The 16,234-nt window shown below is 60.6% G+C and carries 14 protein-coding genes; 10 read left to right on the top strand and 4 right to left on the bottom strand.

Annotated features, from left to right (window positions below; translation table 11 throughout):
* The first annotated feature begins 182 nt into the window (after positions 1–182).
* Complete coding sequence (locus ACSAMW_RS13375; protein ID WP_500594039.1) at positions 183–2,618, top strand: penicillin-binding protein 1A; 2,436 nt, start codon at positions 183–185, stop codon at positions 2,616–2,618.
* A 135-nt stretch (positions 2,619–2,753) separates the two neighbouring features.
* On the opposite strand, the gene ACSAMW_RS13380 is transcribed toward ACSAMW_RS13375, so the two are convergent.
* Both ACSAMW_RS13380 and rpmE read right to left on the bottom strand, forming a co-directional pair.
* Positions 2,754–4,022 carry a malic enzyme-like NAD(P)-binding protein gene (locus tag ACSAMW_RS13380; protein ID WP_500590712.1) on the bottom strand — a complete coding sequence of 423 codons (1,269 nt, stop codon included), beginning with the start codon at positions 4,020–4,022 and terminating at the stop codon, positions 2,754–2,756.
* 293 nt (positions 4,023–4,315) lie between these two features.
* Complete coding sequence (gene rpmE, locus ACSAMW_RS13385) at positions 4,316–4,537, bottom strand: 50S ribosomal protein L31 (protein ID WP_500590713.1); 222 nt, start codon at positions 4,535–4,537, stop codon at positions 4,316–4,318.
* Positions 4,538–4,700: 163 nt separating this feature from the next.
* On the opposite strand from rpmE, the gene ACSAMW_RS13390 reads away from it, so the two are divergent.
* From ACSAMW_RS13390 to ACSAMW_RS13415, 6 genes are all read left to right on the top strand, one after another.
* On the top strand, positions 4,701–6,920 hold the full coding sequence (locus ACSAMW_RS13390) for a primosomal protein N' (protein WP_500590714.1): 2,220 nt from the start codon (positions 4,701–4,703) through the stop codon (positions 6,918–6,920).
* 86 nt (positions 6,921–7,006) lie between these two features.
* Positions 7,007–8,743: an arginine--tRNA ligase gene (argS, locus tag ACSAMW_RS13395; protein WP_168083023.1), complete on the top strand. Its 1,737-nt coding sequence runs from the start codon at positions 7,007–7,009 to the stop codon at positions 8,741–8,743.
* Between the two features lies 1 nt (position 8,744).
* Complete coding sequence (locus tag ACSAMW_RS13400; protein ID WP_500590715.1) at positions 8,745–9,428, top strand: SPOR domain-containing protein; 684 nt, start codon at positions 8,745–8,747, stop codon at positions 9,426–9,428.
* A 160-nt stretch (positions 9,429–9,588) separates the two neighbouring features.
* On the top strand, positions 9,589–10,119 hold the full coding sequence (hslV, locus tag ACSAMW_RS13405) for an ATP-dependent protease subunit HslV (protein WP_040260526.1): 531 nt from the start codon (positions 9,589–9,591) through the stop codon (positions 10,117–10,119).
* Positions 10,120–10,141: 22 nt separating this feature from the next.
* Positions 10,142–11,476 (top strand): ATP-dependent protease ATPase subunit HslU, encoded by a 1,335-nt coding sequence (gene hslU / locus ACSAMW_RS13410; RefSeq protein ID WP_168083509.1) that lies wholly within the window; start codon positions 10,142–10,144, stop codon positions 11,474–11,476.
* A 61-nt stretch (positions 11,477–11,537) separates the two neighbouring features.
* Complete coding sequence (locus tag ACSAMW_RS13415; protein ID WP_500590716.1) at positions 11,538–11,915, top strand: gamma-butyrobetaine hydroxylase family protein; 378 nt, start codon at positions 11,538–11,540, stop codon at positions 11,913–11,915.
* Between the two features lie 69 nt (positions 11,916–11,984).
* Here ACSAMW_RS13415 and ACSAMW_RS13420 read toward each other — a convergent pair whose 3' ends face one another.
* Positions 11,985–12,662 (bottom strand): phasin family protein, encoded by a 678-nt coding sequence (locus ACSAMW_RS13420; RefSeq protein ID WP_500590717.1) that lies wholly within the window; start codon positions 12,660–12,662, stop codon positions 11,985–11,987.
* A gap of 132 nt (positions 12,663–12,794) precedes the next feature.
* Entirely contained in the window at positions 12,795–13,070 is a 276-nt protein-coding gene (locus ACSAMW_RS13425) for a polyhydroxyalkanoic acid system family protein (protein WP_168083031.1), read from the bottom strand.
* 123 nt (positions 13,071–13,193) lie between these two features.
* Here ACSAMW_RS13425 and ubiE point away from each other — a divergent pair, with 123 nt between their 5' ends.
* The 3 genes from ubiE to ubiB are packed head-to-tail and all read left to right on the top strand — an operon-like array spanning position 13,194 to position 16,194.
* On the top strand, positions 13,194–13,964 hold the full coding sequence (gene ubiE / locus ACSAMW_RS13430) for a bifunctional demethylmenaquinone methyltransferase/2-methoxy-6-polyprenyl-1,4-benzoquinol methylase UbiE (RefSeq protein WP_168083033.1): 771 nt from the start codon (positions 13,194–13,196) through the stop codon (positions 13,962–13,964).
* The gene (locus ACSAMW_RS13435; protein ID WP_500590718.1) at positions 13,964–14,587 is read left to right on the top strand and encodes a ubiquinone biosynthesis accessory factor UbiJ; all 624 of its coding nucleotides are present in this window, start codon (positions 13,964–13,966) and stop codon (positions 14,585–14,587) included. The genes ubiE and ACSAMW_RS13435 overlap by 1 nt, the downstream gene beginning before the upstream one ends.
* Positions 14,584–16,194 (top strand): ubiquinone biosynthesis regulatory protein kinase UbiB, encoded by a 1,611-nt coding sequence (ubiB, locus tag ACSAMW_RS13440; RefSeq protein ID WP_500590719.1) that lies wholly within the window; start codon positions 14,584–14,586, stop codon positions 16,192–16,194. Before ACSAMW_RS13435 ends, ubiB begins: the two co-directional genes overlap by 4 nt.
* The last annotated feature ends 40 nt before the right edge of the window (positions 16,195–16,234 follow it).

A 16,234-nucleotide genomic window follows, 5' to 3' on the forward strand; every position in this document is an offset into this window, starting at 1 on the left:
GCCCAATTCCCTAGCACTATCCGAGGCTTACGGACCGTTGATGATAACGGCATTTAATAGCAGTCTTGACAGAAGCGCAAATGACGCTCCACTACAAAATGCTTATAATGCCGGGCGCATTTTCTGCCTTGGCTCACTTAAAGCGCCAAGCCCTTATTCTTACTGGAAATCCGAAAGCCTTGATCCGCCTGCTCAAGTTTTTCTGCTGGTCCACCCTCGCGGTCGTATGCGGGCTTCTGCTCGTTCTGAGCGGCGCGTATCTGTATCTTAGCCCCGGCCTGCCTTCCGTGGAGGTCCTCAAGAGCGTTCAGCTGCAAATTCCTTTACGGGTCTACAGCAGCGACGGCAAATTGATAGCAGAATTTGGTGAGATGCGTCGGTCGCCCATCAAGTTTTCCGATATCCCGCCTCACTTCATTCAGGCCCTGCTATCGGCCGAAGATGACAACTTCGAGAACCACTACGGCGTGGACCCATCGAGCCTGGTCAGGGCTGCTGGTCAGCTGGTACGCAGCGGTCACATCCAGACCGGCGGCAGTACGATCACCATGCAGGTCGCTAAAAACTATTTCCTGAGCAGCGAACGCAGCTTCTCGCGCAAAACCAATGAAATCCTGCTGGCTCTGCAGATCGAGCGGCAGTTGAGCAAGGATGAAATCCTTGAGCTGTATGTCAACAAGATCTACTTGGGCAACCGGGCCTACGGCATCGAAGCGGCAGCACAGGTGTATTACGGCAAGTCCATCCGCGATTGCAGCCTGGCACAGATGGCCATGATCGCAGGCCTGCCTAAGGCACCCTCGCGCTTCAACCCCCTAGCCAACCCGGTTCGCGCCAAGGAACGCCGCGACTGGATTCTGGGGCGCATGTACAAGCTGGGTAAAATTGACGAGGGCAGTTACCAAGCTGCGCTGGCCGAGCCGATCAATGCCAGCTATCACGTCCCAACTCCAGAAGTGAATGCGCCTTACATTGCCGAGATGGCCCGTGCCGAAATGGTCGGCCGCTATGGCAGCGACGCCTACACTGAAGGCTTCCGCGTGACGACTACGGTGCCTAGCACGTTGCAGGAAGATGCCAACAAGGCTGTGCTTGATGGCTTGGTCACTTATGACGAACGCCACGGCTACCGTGGGCCGGAATCGCGCCTGCCAGGCAAGACACGCGAGGCCTGGCTGACCGAGCTGGCTCGCCAACGCACGCTTAACACGCTGGAACCGGTCATTGTCACCCGCGTAGACAAGGCCGGCCTGACCGTGCTGAACAGGGACGGCAAAGACGAACACGTGCCGTGGGAAACGATGAAATGGGCACGCCCCTTCCTTAATACCAATAGCCAGGGCCGTGCACCTGGGCAGCCGGCAGACGTTGCCCAGATTGGCGACTTGGTTCGGGTACAGCGCCTGGCCGATGGCAGCCTCAAATTCAGTCAGGTGCCGACCGTTCAGAGCGCGCTCGTGTCGCTGGACCCCCACGACGGTGGCATCAAGGCGCTGGTCGGCGGTTTCGCCTTCGAGCAGAGCAACTACAACCGTGCCATGCAGGCCAAGCGCCAGCCCGGCTCCAGCTTCAAGCCGTTTATTTATAGCGCAGCGCTGGATAACGGTTATACCCCTGCCAGCCTGGTGAACGATGCGCCTATCGTGTTCGTGGACGAATTCCTGGACAAGGTATGGCGGCCAAAGAATGACACCAACACGTTCCTGGGCCCGATTCGGCTGCGCGAAGCGTTGTACAAGTCGCGCAACCTGGTATCCATTCGTGTGCTGCAAAGCCTAGGTGTGGATCGCACTATCGACTACATCACGCGCTTTGGCTTCAATCGCCAGGACCTGCCGCGTAACCTGTCGCTGGCGCTAGGCACGGCTACCCTCACGCCGATGGAAATCGCAACGGGCTGGAGTACTTTCGCCAATGGTGGCTTCAAGGTCACCCCGTACCTGATCCAGAAAATCGAAAGCCGCAGTGGCGATACCTTGTTTACAGCTACGCCGCCTGTAGTACCCACTCAGGCTCAGGAAGCCAGTGAACCTGCCGCCCAGCCGGTGACAGTAGCCACAGGTAACGACGTGCAGCCGGGCAATAGCATGCCCACACCCTCTACACCCACCTTCGCACCGCGCGTGGTGGATGGGCGTACAACGTATATCCTTACCAGCATGCTGCAGGACGTGATCAAGAAGGGGACAGGGCGCCGTGCATTGGCGCTGAACCGCCCAGACATCGCTGGCAAGACCGGTACCACCAACGACTCGAAGGACGCCTGGTTCTCCGGCTACAACGCCGATTACATGACCACGGTGTGGACAGGCTTCGACCAGCCGGAAACCCTCGGCCATAAAGAGTTCGGTGGTACGGTCTCGCTGCCTATCTGGATGAGCTATATGGGCGCAGCGCTCAAGGACAAGCCGCCGCATACCCAGGCAGAGCCTGAGGGCATCGTAAGCCTCAGGGTAGACCCGGTCAGCGGCCGTGCCGCTACCCCGTCCACGCCCAATGCCTATTTCGAGCTCTTCAAGAGCGAAGATACGCCGCCTTCTGTCAACGAACTGGGCAATGGCTCGGCACCCGGCAGCCCGTTGCCAGCCGACGAAGCCGCGCCTATGGACCTGTTCTAACTGAGGGCAGGTGCCCCTGGGCGGGTTGACATGACACTGTGGGAGCCCGCACAGCGGGCGAACGAGATATACCCAGCAATATTTCTGCAATAAAAAAACCGGCCATCAAGGCCGGTTTTCTATTGCAGGCAGGTATCAGCCTTTGAACACGTCATCCACGCTCTTGAGCGGGTAGTTGGCTGGGTATGGCAGGGTAGCCACGCCCGTCTCGATGGCCGCCTTGGCGACAGCATCGGACACCACCTCGATCAGGCGCACGTCCAGAGGCTTTGGAATGATGTACTCGCGGCCAAAGCTCAGGCTTGCCACACCGTAGGCATCACATACGTCCTGGGGCACCGGCAGCTTGGCCAGGTCACGCAGGGCGTAGGCGGCGGCGATCTTCATTTCTTCGTTGATGCGCGTGGCGCGTACGTCCAAGGCACCACGGAAAATGAAGGGGAAGCCAAGCACGTTGTTGACTTGGTTCGGGTAATCCGAACGGCCGGTGGCCATGATCACGTCATCGCGAGTGGCGTGTGCCAGTTCCGGGGCGATCTCTGGGTCTGGGTTGGAGCAGGCGAACACGATGGGGTTAGCCGCCATGCTCTTGAGGCCTTCGGCACTGAGCAGGTTAGGGCCGGACAGGCCCACGAACACATCGGCACCGTCCAGGGCGTCAGCCAGGCTGCGCTTGTCGGTTTCGTGCGCGAACACCGCCTTGTACTGGTTCAGGTCATCACGGCCGGAGTGAATCACGCCTACACGGTCGATCATGAAGATGTTCTCGACCTTGCCGCCCATGCTGATCAGCAGCTTCATGCAGGAGATAGCCGCTGCCCCAGCGCCCAGACAGACGATTTTGGCGTCTTCGAGCGTTTTGCCAGCGATTTCCAGCGCATTGAGCATACCGGCTGCCGTCACGATCGCGGTGCCATGCTGGTCATCGTGGAAGACCGGGATATCACACTGTTCAATCAGCGCGCGCTCGATCTCGAAGCATTCCGGCGCCTTGATGTCTTCAAGGTTGATACCGCCGAAGGTAATGGAGATACGCTTGACCGTGTCAATGAACGCCTGGGGGCTTTCAGCATCGACTTCGATGTCGAACACGTCCACACCTGCGAAGCGCTTGAACAGAACACCCTTGCCTTCCATCACCGGCTTGGACGCCAGCGGGCCGAGGTTGCCCAGGCCGAGAATAGCGGTGCCGTCAGAGATCACTGCTACCAGGTTGCCCTTGCCGGTGTATTTGTAAGCGAGTTCCGGGTCACGGCCAATTTCGCGTACAGGCTCGGCAACACCTGGGCTGTAGGCCAGCGACAGGTCACGAGCAGTGGCGGTAGGCTTGGTGAGCTCGACGCTCAATTTACCGGGGCGAGGGCTTGCATGGTATTCGAGAGCGGCAGTTTTCAGGTCTGACATAATGGCGTTCCGCTTGACTGTTGGGCTTTTCGGATCGCCGAGGATACGCACAAAGGAAAGTCGCGACAAGACTACCCGGTCACCGCTGTCAAGGCTCTGCGCCTACGACTTTCGGCTCAGGTGGCAGAAACCTGACTCTATACAGCCTGAGCTTGGCAAAAGACCGGTAGCCCTCTGTACAGCCAGCCATTCTCATCACTTGGGGCAAATCGCAAGCACAAAAAAGGCGCCCACAAGGGACGCCTTTCTGATCAGCCTGGAAGCGCCGTTGGGGCACTCCAGCACGAAAACCCTTAGTTGGTTTTCGCAGCGCCGAACACGCCGAAGCGCTGCTTGAAGCGATCAACACGGCCGCCGGTGTCCAGCATTTTCTGCTTGCCGGTGTAGAACGGGTGGCACTCGTTGCACACGTCCAGGCTCAGGGGCTTGCCCAAGGTGGAGCGGGTGTGGATCACGTTACCGCAGCTGCAGGTAGCGTCGATGGCTTCGTATTTCGGATGAATTTCAGGCTTCATGGGTAATTCCTCGATTGTCGTGCCGCCACCCGACACCATTGCCGGATACCGCACATACTGGGGGCGGCATATTAACAGAGTCGTGCAATCGCGCAAGCGCAGCGGTATACCGGTGGTCTAACTCAAGTGTTAGGCTTTCCTGGCCTGCCAGATGGAACACACCGTGCCCGACGTCATCCTTCGCCTTGCCCTGCCTTCGCCCTTGCGCCGCCTGTTCGATTACCGCGCGCCGGCCACTGTGCGTGCCGAGAACCTGCAACCGGGGATGCGGTGGCGCGTGCCATTCGGCAAGCGCGAGATGATTGGCGTGCTGGTGGAAGTGGATGAGCATACCGACGTACCTCGCGACAAGCTCAAAACCGCCAAGGCGCTGTTGGACGAAACATCGCCCATTCCTGCCAGCATGTTCAACCTGTGCGTGTGGACGGCCCAATACTATCAGCACAGCCTTGGCGACACGCTGGCCTGGGCGCTGCCAAGCCTCCTGCGCCAGGGCGAGCCTGCCGAAGCTCGGCAGGAGCGGTTCTGGGCGGTGGCCCCCCAAGTGCGCGCAGATGATGCGCGTATGGCACGTGCGCCTCGCCAGCGCGAGGCCTTTGCAGCGCTGGCGCAACACCCTCATGGTGTCGCCCACTCGCTGCTACCTCGCCTCGGCCTGGCCAGGGAGGCCCTGGATGCCTTGCTAGCCAAGGGGCTGGCCCAGGTAGAAATACGCAGCCATGCGCCAGCGCGCCGCCAGGCACACTGGCTGGCACAACCGGAACTGCCACTGAATACCGAGCAGCGAGGCGCATTTGAAGCGGTGAAGGCAGGCTTCGGGCATTTCCACGCCTTTCTGCTGGCCGGCGTGACCGGGAGCGGCAAGACCGAGGTCTACCTGCAACTGATCCACGCCGTACTGGAGGCGGGCAAACAGGCCTTGGTGCTTATTCCAGAGATCAACCTGGGGCCACAGACGCTGCAACGGTTCGAGCAACGGTTCAATGCCCGCATCGCCCTTATGCATTCGGCCGTGAACGACCGTGAACGCCTGGACGTGTGGGTAGCCGCACGTGACGGTGACGTGGACATTGTCATCGGCACCCGCTCAGCGTTATTCACCCCCTTGCTCAACCCCGGCATCATCATTGTCGACGAGGAGCACGACAGCTCCTATAAACAGCAGGAAGGCCTTCGCTACCATGCCCGTGACCTGGCGATCGTTCGAGGTCGCCTGGACAACGTTCCAGTGCTGCTAGGCTCGGCCACGCCCTCCCTGGAAAGCCTGCAGAATGCTCACAGCGGCCGGTACGGGTTGCTTCCCATGGACCACCGTGCCGGCGGCGCGCTGCCGCCACGCTACCTGCGCCTGGATGTGAAGAGCAGGCCCCTGGACAGCGGCATGAGCCCGCCCTTGCAGCAAGCTATTGGCCAGGTGCTGGCCCAAGGGCAGCAGGTGCTGGTCTTTCTCAACCGCCGCGGCTTCGCACCTACGTTGCTGTGCCACGACTGTGGCTGGTTGTCCGAATGCCCCTTGTGCGATGCCCGGATGACGGTTCACCTGCGCTCGGGAGAGCTACGCTGCCACCATTGCGGCCATTCCGCGCCCCGGCCCCGCCAGTGCCCGGCCTGCCAGTCGGTGGACCTGCGGCCCGTAGGGGCAGGCACCGAGCGCGCAGAGGACCGGCTCAGCACCCTATTTCCCCAGGTGCCCGTATTGCGGGTAGACCGCGACAGCACCTCACGCAAGGACGCTATGGCCCAGCTCTACGCACGGGTGCAACGGGGTGAGCCCTGCATTCTTGTGGGCACCCAGATGCTTGCCAAAGGGCATCACTTCCCTCGCGTGACCCTGGTGGCGATTCTGGACGCAGACGGCGGCCTGTTCTCGGCAGATTTTCGCGCTGCCGAGCGCATGGCGCAGCTGATCGTACAGGTAGCCGGGCGTGCCGGCCGCGCGGAGCAACCTGGGCGCACCATCATCCAGAGCCACATGGCTGACCACCCCCTCCTGGTCCAGTTGACTGAAGAAGGCTACGGCGCCTTCGCGGCGCAAGCGTTGAGCGAGCGTCGGGCCGCAGGCCTGCCACCCTTCTGCCACCTGGCCCTGCTGCGGGCCGAAGCCCACAAACCCGGCCAGGCAGAAGCTTTTCTAGAGCAGGCCTGCGTGGAGGCCGAGCGGGTGCGCGATACCCTTGGCGTGCCCAGCGTAGAGTTGCTCGGGCCGGTGCCTGCCCCTATGGAGCGCCGTGCAGGCCGTTACCGTTCCCAGCTGTTACTGCAAGCAACCACCCGAGCCCCTTTGCATCGCTTGCTTAGCGCCTGGGTGCTGCAACTGGAGCAACTGCCAGGCGGCCGCCAAGTACGCTGGTCGTTGGACATAGACCCCATCGACCTCTATTGAATGGCTACGAAGGTTGGCAAGCCCGCCCCATGAACGGATAATGCCCCGTTTTTCCACCCGCGCACCTAGCAGCACACGAGACGACAATGAAAGACACCCTTCGCCTGCTGATCCAACACGCCCTTGCCCGCCTGGTTGAGGACGGTGTGCTGCCTGCCGGGCTTGCCCCCGCGATCCAGGTCGAAAACACACGCGACAAGACCCACGGGGACTTCGCCAGCAACATTGCCATGATGCTGGCCAAGCCCGCTGGCATGAAGCCCCGGGACCTGGCCGAGAAGCTTATCGCTGCCCTGCCCGCCGACCCGCAACTGAGCAAGGCCGAGATTGCCGGCCCAGGTTTTATCAATTTCTTCCAGAACACCGAAGCGCTGGCCACTCGCCTGGATGCTGCCCTGGCCGACCGCCGGCTGGGCGTACGTAAAGCCAGTGCCCCTCAGCGCGTGGTTGTCGACCTCTCGGCCCCCAACCTGGCCAAGGAAATGCATGTGGGCCATCTGCGCTCCACCATCATTGGCGACGCGGTGGCCAATGTGCTGGAGTTCCTGGGCGACACCGTTATCCGCCAGAACCACGTAGGCGACTGGGGTACGCAGTTCGGCATGCTGCTGGCCTACCTGGAGGAAAGCCCGGCCGACAGCGATCAGCTGTCGGACCTGGAAAACTTCTACCGGGCCGCTAAAAAGCGTTTCGACGAGTCCGAGGCATTTGCCGAACGCGCACGTAGCCTTGTTGTGAAACTGCAGGCTGGAGACCCGGACTGCCTGCGCCTTTGGAAGCGTTTCAATGAAATTTCTCTGTCTCACTGCCAGAAAACCTACCAGCGCCTGAACGTTCACCTCACGCCCAACGATGTGATGGGTGAAAGCGCCTACAACGACGACCTGCCCAGTGTGGTAGCGGACCTGCGAACAAAGGGCCTGCTGGTGGAAAGCGAGGGCGCGCAGTGCGTGTTCCTGGACGAATTCAAGAACGCCGAAGGCAACCCGTTGCCCGTGATCGTTCAGAAGGCCGGCGGTGGCTACCTGTATGCCACCACCGACCTGGCAGCCGTTCGCTACCGCAGCAGTGTGCTCAAGGCAGACCGCGCCTTGTACTTCGTGGACCAGCGCCAGGCACTGCACTTCCAGCAGGTGTTCGAAGTGGCGCGCCGGGCAGGCTTTATTACCAACGGCATGAAAACCGAACACATGGGCTTCGGTACCATGAACGGCGCCGATGGCCGCCCCTTCAAGACCCGCGATGGCGGCACCGTGAAGCTGATCGACCTGCTGGACGAAGCCGAACAGCGCGCCTATGCCTTGGTGAAGGAAAAGAACCCGGGCCTGGAAGAAAGCCGTCTGCGTGACATTGCTCGGGTGGTAGGCATTGGCGCAGTGAAATATGCAGACCTGTCCAAGCACCGCACCAGCGATTACAGCTTCAACTTCGATCAGATGCTCAACTTCGAAGGCAATACCGCCCCTTATCTGCTGTATGCCTATACCCGCGTGGCCGGTGTGTTCCGCAAACTGGGCAAGGGTTTTGACGAAGCAGACGGTAAAATAGTGCTCGAAGCACCACAGGAGCAGGAGCTGGCCGCCAGGCTGGCCCAGTTCGGGGAAACGCTCAGCAACGTTGCCGACAAAGGGACCCCGCACGTGCTGTGCAGCTACTTGTATGACGTGGCCGGCCTGTTCTCCAGCTTCTACGAGAACTGCCCTATTCTGGCGGCCGACAGCCCCGCGCAGCAACAAAGCCGGCTGCGCCTGGCGGCACTGGCCGGCCTTACCTTGAAACAAGGCCTGGAATTGCTGGGCCTGGAAACACTGGAGCGCATGTAAGTTGGCGGCAAAAAAACCTGCACCCAAGCGTGGTGCCAGCCGTAACCAGGCACCGGCCAAAAAGCCTGTGCCTGGCTGGCTATGGCTAGCCATTGGCCTGTCGGTCGGCGCATTCATCGTCTTTCTGATGAAGCTTGAACCCGGCCGAACGGACGTGAAGCGGATCAAGCCCGAAGATCAGAAGGTTGCGACAAAGGCCGCTGAAGAAAAAACGCCGCCCAGCCCGGAGAAGATCAAGCCCAAATACGACTTCTACACGCTACTGCCGGAATCGGAAGTCATTGTGCCGCCGGAGGCCGTACCGGAAAAAACACCGCCAGTACCGGCACAACCGCCCGTCACTCCGGCTGAAGCGGCCAAAATCGATACCGCCCGCGCCCAGGCTGCGCTTTCAGGCCAGGTGCCGCCCCCGGCGCCAGCCGTGATCAAACCGGCCGCTACCACCCAGTACTATCTGCAGGCGGGTTCTTTCCGCAAGCAAACGGACGCCGACAAGGTCCGCGCGCAGATCATTCTGCTGGGCCAGGCCGTGCAGGTGGAATCGGGCACTGTTAAAGAGGAAACCTGGTATCGCGTACTGGTGGGCCCCTTCAGCAACCGGGAACAGCTTACCTCGGCGCAGAAGATGCTCGCTGGCAGCGGTTTCAACAACCTGTTGCTACAACAGCGGCAAAGCCGCCAGTAACCATGGATTCGCGGGTTACACCCGCTCCTACACCAGGCATGCTGTGTAGGAGTGGGCGCAGCCCGCGAACTGTGGCATGGCCTTTGGTTGAAATTCCCTCCTCTCGTCCCCACCTCTGTCTGCATTGGGCAGTTTCGCCCCGCAGCGTGAGGACGTTCCCTTGACCACCATCGTTTCAGTCCGCCGCCATGGCAAAGTCGTCATGGGCGGGGATGGCCAGGTTTCCCTCGGCAATACCGTGATGAAAGGCAACGCCCGGAAGGTTCGCCGCCTGTACCACGGCCAGGTCATCGCTGGCTTTGCCGGCGCAACCGCCGATGCTTTCACTCTTTTCGAGCGCTTTGAAGCGCAATTGGAAAAACATCAGGGGCACTTGGTACGTGCCGCTGTGGAGCTGGCCAAAGACTGGCGTACCGACCGATCGCTCAGCCGCCTGGAAGCCATGCTCGCCGTCGCCAACAAAGACGCCTCCTTGATCATCACAGGCAATGGCGACGTGGTAGAGCCTGAAGATGGCCTTATCGCCATGGGCTCTGGTGGCGCCTTCGCTCAGGCAGCCGCACGTGCGCTATTGAACAAGACGGATCTTTCCGCCCGGGAAATTGCCGAGTCTGCGCTGAACATTGCTGCCGATATTTGCGTGTTCACCAATCATCACCTGACCATTGAGGAGCAGGACCTCGCGCAGTGACATGCCCGAGGCCTTTAACGCCATGTCCATGACCCCCCGCGAGATTGTCCACGAACTCAACCGCCATATCATTGGCCAGGACGACGCCAAGCGCGCTGTCGCCATTGCTCTGCGTAACCGTTGGCGCCGTATGCAGTTGCCGGCCGAGCTGCGTGCAGAAGTTACCCCCAAGAACATCCTGATGATCGGCCCCACCGGCGTGGGCAAGACCGAGATTGCCCGGCGCCTGGCCAAACTGGCCAATGCGCCTTTTATCAAGGTAGAAGCCACCAAGTTCACTGAGGTGGGCTATGTGGGCCGCGATGTAGAGTCGATCATCCGCGATCTGGCCGACGCCGCCATGAAGCTGCTGCGCGAGCAGGAAGTGATCAAGGTGCAGCACCGCGCCGAGGATGCCGCCGAGGAGCGCATCCTGGACGCCTTGTTGCCACCCGCTCGCGTCGGCTTCAATGAAGACCCTTCGCCCAGCGACTCCAACACTCGTCAGCTGTTCCGCAAGCGCCTGCGTGAAGGCCAGCTGGATGACAAGGAAATCGAGATCGAAGTAGCCGAAGTGATGGGCGTGGACATTTCCGCCCCACCTGGCATGGAAGAAATGACCAACCAGTTGCAAAGCCTGTTTGCCAACATGGGCAAGGGCAAGCGCAAGGCCCGCAAGCTCAAGGTCAAAGAAGCCCTCAAGCTGGTACGCGACGAGGAAGCCGGGCGCCTGGTGAATGAAGAAGAACTCAAGGCCCAGGCGTTGGAAGCCGTTGAGCAGCACGGCATTGTGTTTATCGACGAAATCGACAAGGTCGCCAAGCGGGGCAACGTTGGTGGCGCCGACGTCTCCCGCGAAGGCGTTCAACGGGACCTGCTGCCGCTGATCGAAGGCTGCACCGTGAACACCAAGCTGGGTATGGTCAAAACAGACCATATTCTGTTCATTGCCTCTGGTGCCTTCCACTTGAGCAAGCCCAGTGACCTGGTTCCCGAGCTGCAAGGCCGGCTCCCCATTCGCGTGGAACTCAAAGCACTGACCCCTGGCGACTTCGAGCGGATTCTCAGCGAACCCCATGCTTCCTTGACCGAACAGTACCGGGAATTGCTGAAAACCGAAGGCCTGGACATCGAATTCCAGGGTGACGGCATCAAGCGCCTGGCCGAAATTGCCTGGCAGGTGAACGAAAAGACGGAAAACATTGGCGCCCGCCGCTTGCATACGCTGCTGGAGCGGCTGCTTGAAGAAGTGTCCTTCAGTGCAGGCGACCTTGCCGGGTCTCAGAACGGTTCGCCTATCCGTATCGATGCCGAGTATGTGAACAGCCACTTGGGTGAGCTGGCAGAAAACGAAGACCTGTCACGGTATATTCTGTAACTCGACAGTTCCAATGGGGCCCTTCGGGGCCCTTTTTCATCCGCCTGCCCAGGCCGTTGCCATGACCAAGCGCCCCACCGCCATCAAGCTTCACAAAGCGTCGAAAGTACTCAGCCTGACCTATGGGCCGGAAGAAGCCTACACGTTGCCGGCGGAGTTTCTGCGCGTGCACTCCCCTTCAGCTGAAGTACAAGGGCACGGCAAACCTGTTTTGCAGTACGGCAAACTCAACGTGGCACTGGTAGGCGTTGAACCGGCGGGCCAGTATGCACTTAAACTGGTCTTCGACGATGGCCATGACAGTGGCCTGTACACCTGGGACTACCTTTACGAACTGGCCACTCGACGTGACAGCCTATGGGCCGACTACCTCTCTACCATGCACGCGGCCGGTAAATCCCGGGACCCGCAGGAATCCGTCGTAAGGTTTATGCCCTAGGGTTCATCGCCGAGAGGTTGAGGCGCCTGGGCCACGCTCTGCTAGCAGAGGCGTGCCCAGGTTTGCACTTCAGGCGTTCGAATCGGCCTTATCAGTGGCTGGCACAGCATCGGTCGGCACGGCTTTCATTGCAGGCTTGCGGGAGCGGGTTTTCTTGTCAGCATCGGGTAAGGGAGCGCTGGAGGCCGCAGGCTTGGCTGCCGGGCTGGCCGCAGCCTTGCCAACCACCTTTTTCAACTCAGGCTTGGGCGCGGCAGGCTTATCGGCTTTCTCAGGCGTACCTGGCAAGGCCTTGGGTGCACGGCCCGCTGGCGCTGCTGGAGGTGCCTTTGGCGCCTTGGTATCGGCAAGGCGCTTGAGTTCGCCCATGAGTACATCCACCTTTTCATTCAAGGCGGCGACTTCATGCCGGCTCGGTACGCCTAACCTTGAAATGGCGCTATCGAGGCGTTTATCGAAGGCCTCTTCGAGCGCCTCCCATTTGCCCAAGGCCTTTTCCTTCAAGTCGTCTACCTTTGAGCGTGCGCTGGCCTTGGCCTTGGCCTTGTCTGCAGGCTTGCTGGCCTGCGCACGCACCTGCTTCTCTACCTGTTCGCCTTCCTTGAGCAGCTCGTCGAACAGCTTGCTGTCGTCGGCGCTTGCCCTGGCATAGGCGCCAAGCCCGGCCAACCAGATCTGCCGGGAAGACTTGTCGATGCCGCCCACACGGGACGCGGCTTCTTTTTCTATTTTTTTCTTGCCAGCCATTGATGCGTTCCTCATTGATTGCGGGCGGCGTATTCCACCAGCACCAGCAATTTGTCGAGTTTTACGATCAATCGTTCCGCTTGCGCCCAAAGACGCCTGCCTATTTACAAGCAAGCTAGCTAGCGCCTCAGGTCAGGCCAGTGCCTTGTCCAGTGCACGGTCAACTTCAGACTCGATCATGGGCCCCATCATCGACAGCATCATGCCCAGCTTGAGCTCAACCACTACGTTATCCTCGCCCACGGCTACCTGGCCCGTCACGCCACTGCGCGTGAGCTCGACCACATCGCCCTTCCACTCGGCATTCATGTCGTACTTGCTTACCAGCTTGTCCACCAACCGCTCAGCCTTCTGCCTGGCGACCTCCTTGCCCAGCTGATGCTTGCGTTCTACCCGGATAGTGCTCATGAAGGCCTCGATCATGGAAAGTTGGCCGGTATCTTAACGCGGATCGCCACAAGCCCCATACGCCAAGACAAATGCCATCGCGGCCTATTAGAATGGCGAGTACTTTTTCCGGTGACAGCGATAATGACCGATCAGCGCAAAGGCAGCGATGCCGAACCCACTACTCACTTCGGCTACCAGGACGTCCCTGAAAGCCAGAAGGCGAAAAAGGTCGCAGAGGTGTTTCACTCGGTAGCGGCCAAGTACGACGTGATGAACGACCTGCTGTCTGGCGGCATGCACCGGTTGTGGAAGCGTTTCACCATCGAGCTGTCCGGTGTGCGCATGGGCAACCGTGTACTGGACATCGCCGGGGGTACCGGTGATCTGGCACGCAAGTTTTCGCAGTTGGTAGGCCCCACCGGCGAAGTAGTACTGGCCGACATTAATGCGTCCATGCTCAAAGTAGGCCGGGACCGTCTGCTGGACCTAGGCGTAGCGGGCAATGTGCAGTTTGTGCAGGCCGACGCCGAGAAGCTGCCGTTCCCGGATAACCACTTCGACTGCGTTACCATTGCCTTCGGGCTGCGTAATGTGACCCACAAGGAAGACGCACTGCGCTCCATGCTTCGCGTACTCAAGCCCGGTGGTCGCCTGTTGGTGCTGGAGTTCTCCAAACCTACCAGCAAGGTCATGTCCAAGGCCTATGACGCCTACTCATTCGCCTTCATGCCGCTGATGGGCAAACTGATCGCCAACGATTCGGAGAGCTATCGTTACCTGGCCGAGTCCATTCGCATGCACCCAGACCAGGAAACCCTCAAGGCCATGATGGGTGATGCCGGTTTCGACCGCGTGACCTACCACAACATGACCTCTGGCATCGTCGCCCTGCACCGGGGCATCAAGCCCTGATGGTCACGGACGGCCTGCTGGCCGCTGCCGAGGCAGGCCTCAATGCCACCTTGCGCCTGGACAGCACCGCCCTGCCCCGGCTGGCACGGCTGGCTGGCCAGGTCATCCTGGTGGACTGCGTGCAACCCCCGCAGCGCCTGTATGTGATTCCGGGCCCCGAGGGGCTTACCCTCGCACGCCACTGGGAGGCACCAGCAGACTGCACATTGCGTGCGCCCCTGGGCACGCTTGTGCAGTTGGCACTGCGAAAGGACAAGACGCGTGTACTCCACGCGCCGGACGTCACCTTAAGCGGCGACAGTGCCGCGCTCATGGAGCTGGCGGCGGTACTGGAAGGCCTGTCGCTGGACTGGGAATACGAAGTCTCACGCTGGCTAGGGCCGGTTCCTGCCGCACTGTTAGGCAGCCATGTTCGCCTGCATACGCAATGGGCAAAACGCGGCGGTGAGCGAATGCTTGCCACGCTGGCCGATTACTTGAACGAAGAAACCCAAACCCTGGTCGGAAAGCGAGAAGCCGACGCACGCCTGCGTGAGCTGGACCAGCTCAAGCTGGATACCGACCGCCTGCAAGCGCGTTTCGACCGTTTGCTCCGAACCCTTGAAGCCAGCGATAACGCATGAAGCTGCTCGCCGCCGTACTTCGCCTGTTCCGCATCCTGCGCGTTGCCATCCGTTTCCGCCTCGATGACCTTATCCTTGAGCTGCCCCTGCCGTGGTGGCTACGGCTATTGCGCTTTGGCATGCCGTGGCGGGCTTTCCCGCGCCGCAACCGCCAGCTCAGCCGAGGCGCTTGCCTGAGGTTGGCACTCCAGGACCTGGGGCCGATCTTCATCAAGTTCGGGCAGATACTGTCTACCCGGCGCGACCTGCTGCCTGAAGACATCGCCGACGAGTTGATGCGGCTGCAGGACCGCGTGCCGCCATTCGACCCTCAGCAGTCCATGCAACTGATCGAGTCCCAACTGGGGGTGAAGATCACCAGCGTGTTCAGCCGTTTCGACGTAGAACCCATGGCATCGGCCTCTGTGGCCCAAGTACACGCCGCGCGGTTGAAAACGGGTGAAGAGGTCGTGGTCAAGGTGGTGCGCCCTGGACTGCGCCCCATCATCAGCCAGGACATCGCCTGGTTGTTCATACTGGCCCGGCTGGCCGAGCGCGTGTCCGCCGACGCCCGGTTGCTGCATCCCATCGATGTGGTGGCCGACTATGAAAAAACCATCTACGACGAGCTCGACCTGCTCCGCGAGGCTGCAAACGCCAGCCAGTTGCGGCGCAACTTCGAAGACTCGAACCTGCTGTATGTGCCTCAGATCTACTGGGACTGGTGCCGTCCCAAAGTGCTGGTGATGGAGCGCATCTACGGGGTTCAGGTCAATGACATGGCCACCCTGGCCGACCAGCGCACCGACATGAAGCTGCTGGCCGAGCGCGGGGTGGAGATTTTCTTCACCCAAGTATTCCGTGACAGTTTCTTTCACGCAGACATGCACCCGGGCAACATCTTTGTCAGCACGGTCACCCCTTGGGACCCGCGCTACATCGCCATCGACTGCGGCATCGTGGGCAGCCTTACGCCTGAAGACCAGGATTACCTGGCCCGTAACCTGTTCGCGTTCTTCAAACGCGACTACCGCCGCGTCGCTCAGTTGCATATCGACTCAGGTTGGGTGCCGGCTGAAACCAAGCTCAACGAGTTCGAGGCCGCCATTCGGACCGTGTGCGAGCCCATCTTTGAGAAGCCGCTCAAGGACATTTCCTTTGGCCAAGTGTTGATGCGTCTGTTCCAGACGGCTCGACGCTTCAACATGGAAGTGCAGCCTCAATTGGTGCTGCTGCAGAAAACTCTACTGAACATCGAAGGCCTCGGCCGCCAGCTGTACCCGGACCTGGACCTGTGGGCCACGGCCCAACCCTACCTGGAACGCTGGATGCGCCAGCGCATGAGCCCACGTACTTTGTTGGCCAATGCCCAAACCCAGCTTGAGCAGCTTCCGCACATTGTGGGCATGACCCGAGACCTGCTGGAACGCATGTCACAGCCACACCGCCATGATCCGCCCCCGCCTTGGCGGCGCACGGGCGAAGAAATGGCGCTGCGTGTAGTGGGCGGCATTCTGGTTGCAGCTGGTGCAGTCATGGCTGTGACAGCCGGCACTATCAGCAGCCTGGAGGGTTGGCCGGCGTGGGTCATGCTGGCATCCGGGGTGTACCTGGTGGCACGCGGATAGCCAGTGGCGGACGAGGCTGGCACACTAGCCGAACATGTGT

The organism is Pseudomonas sp. AB39(2026), assembly GCF_059831485.1.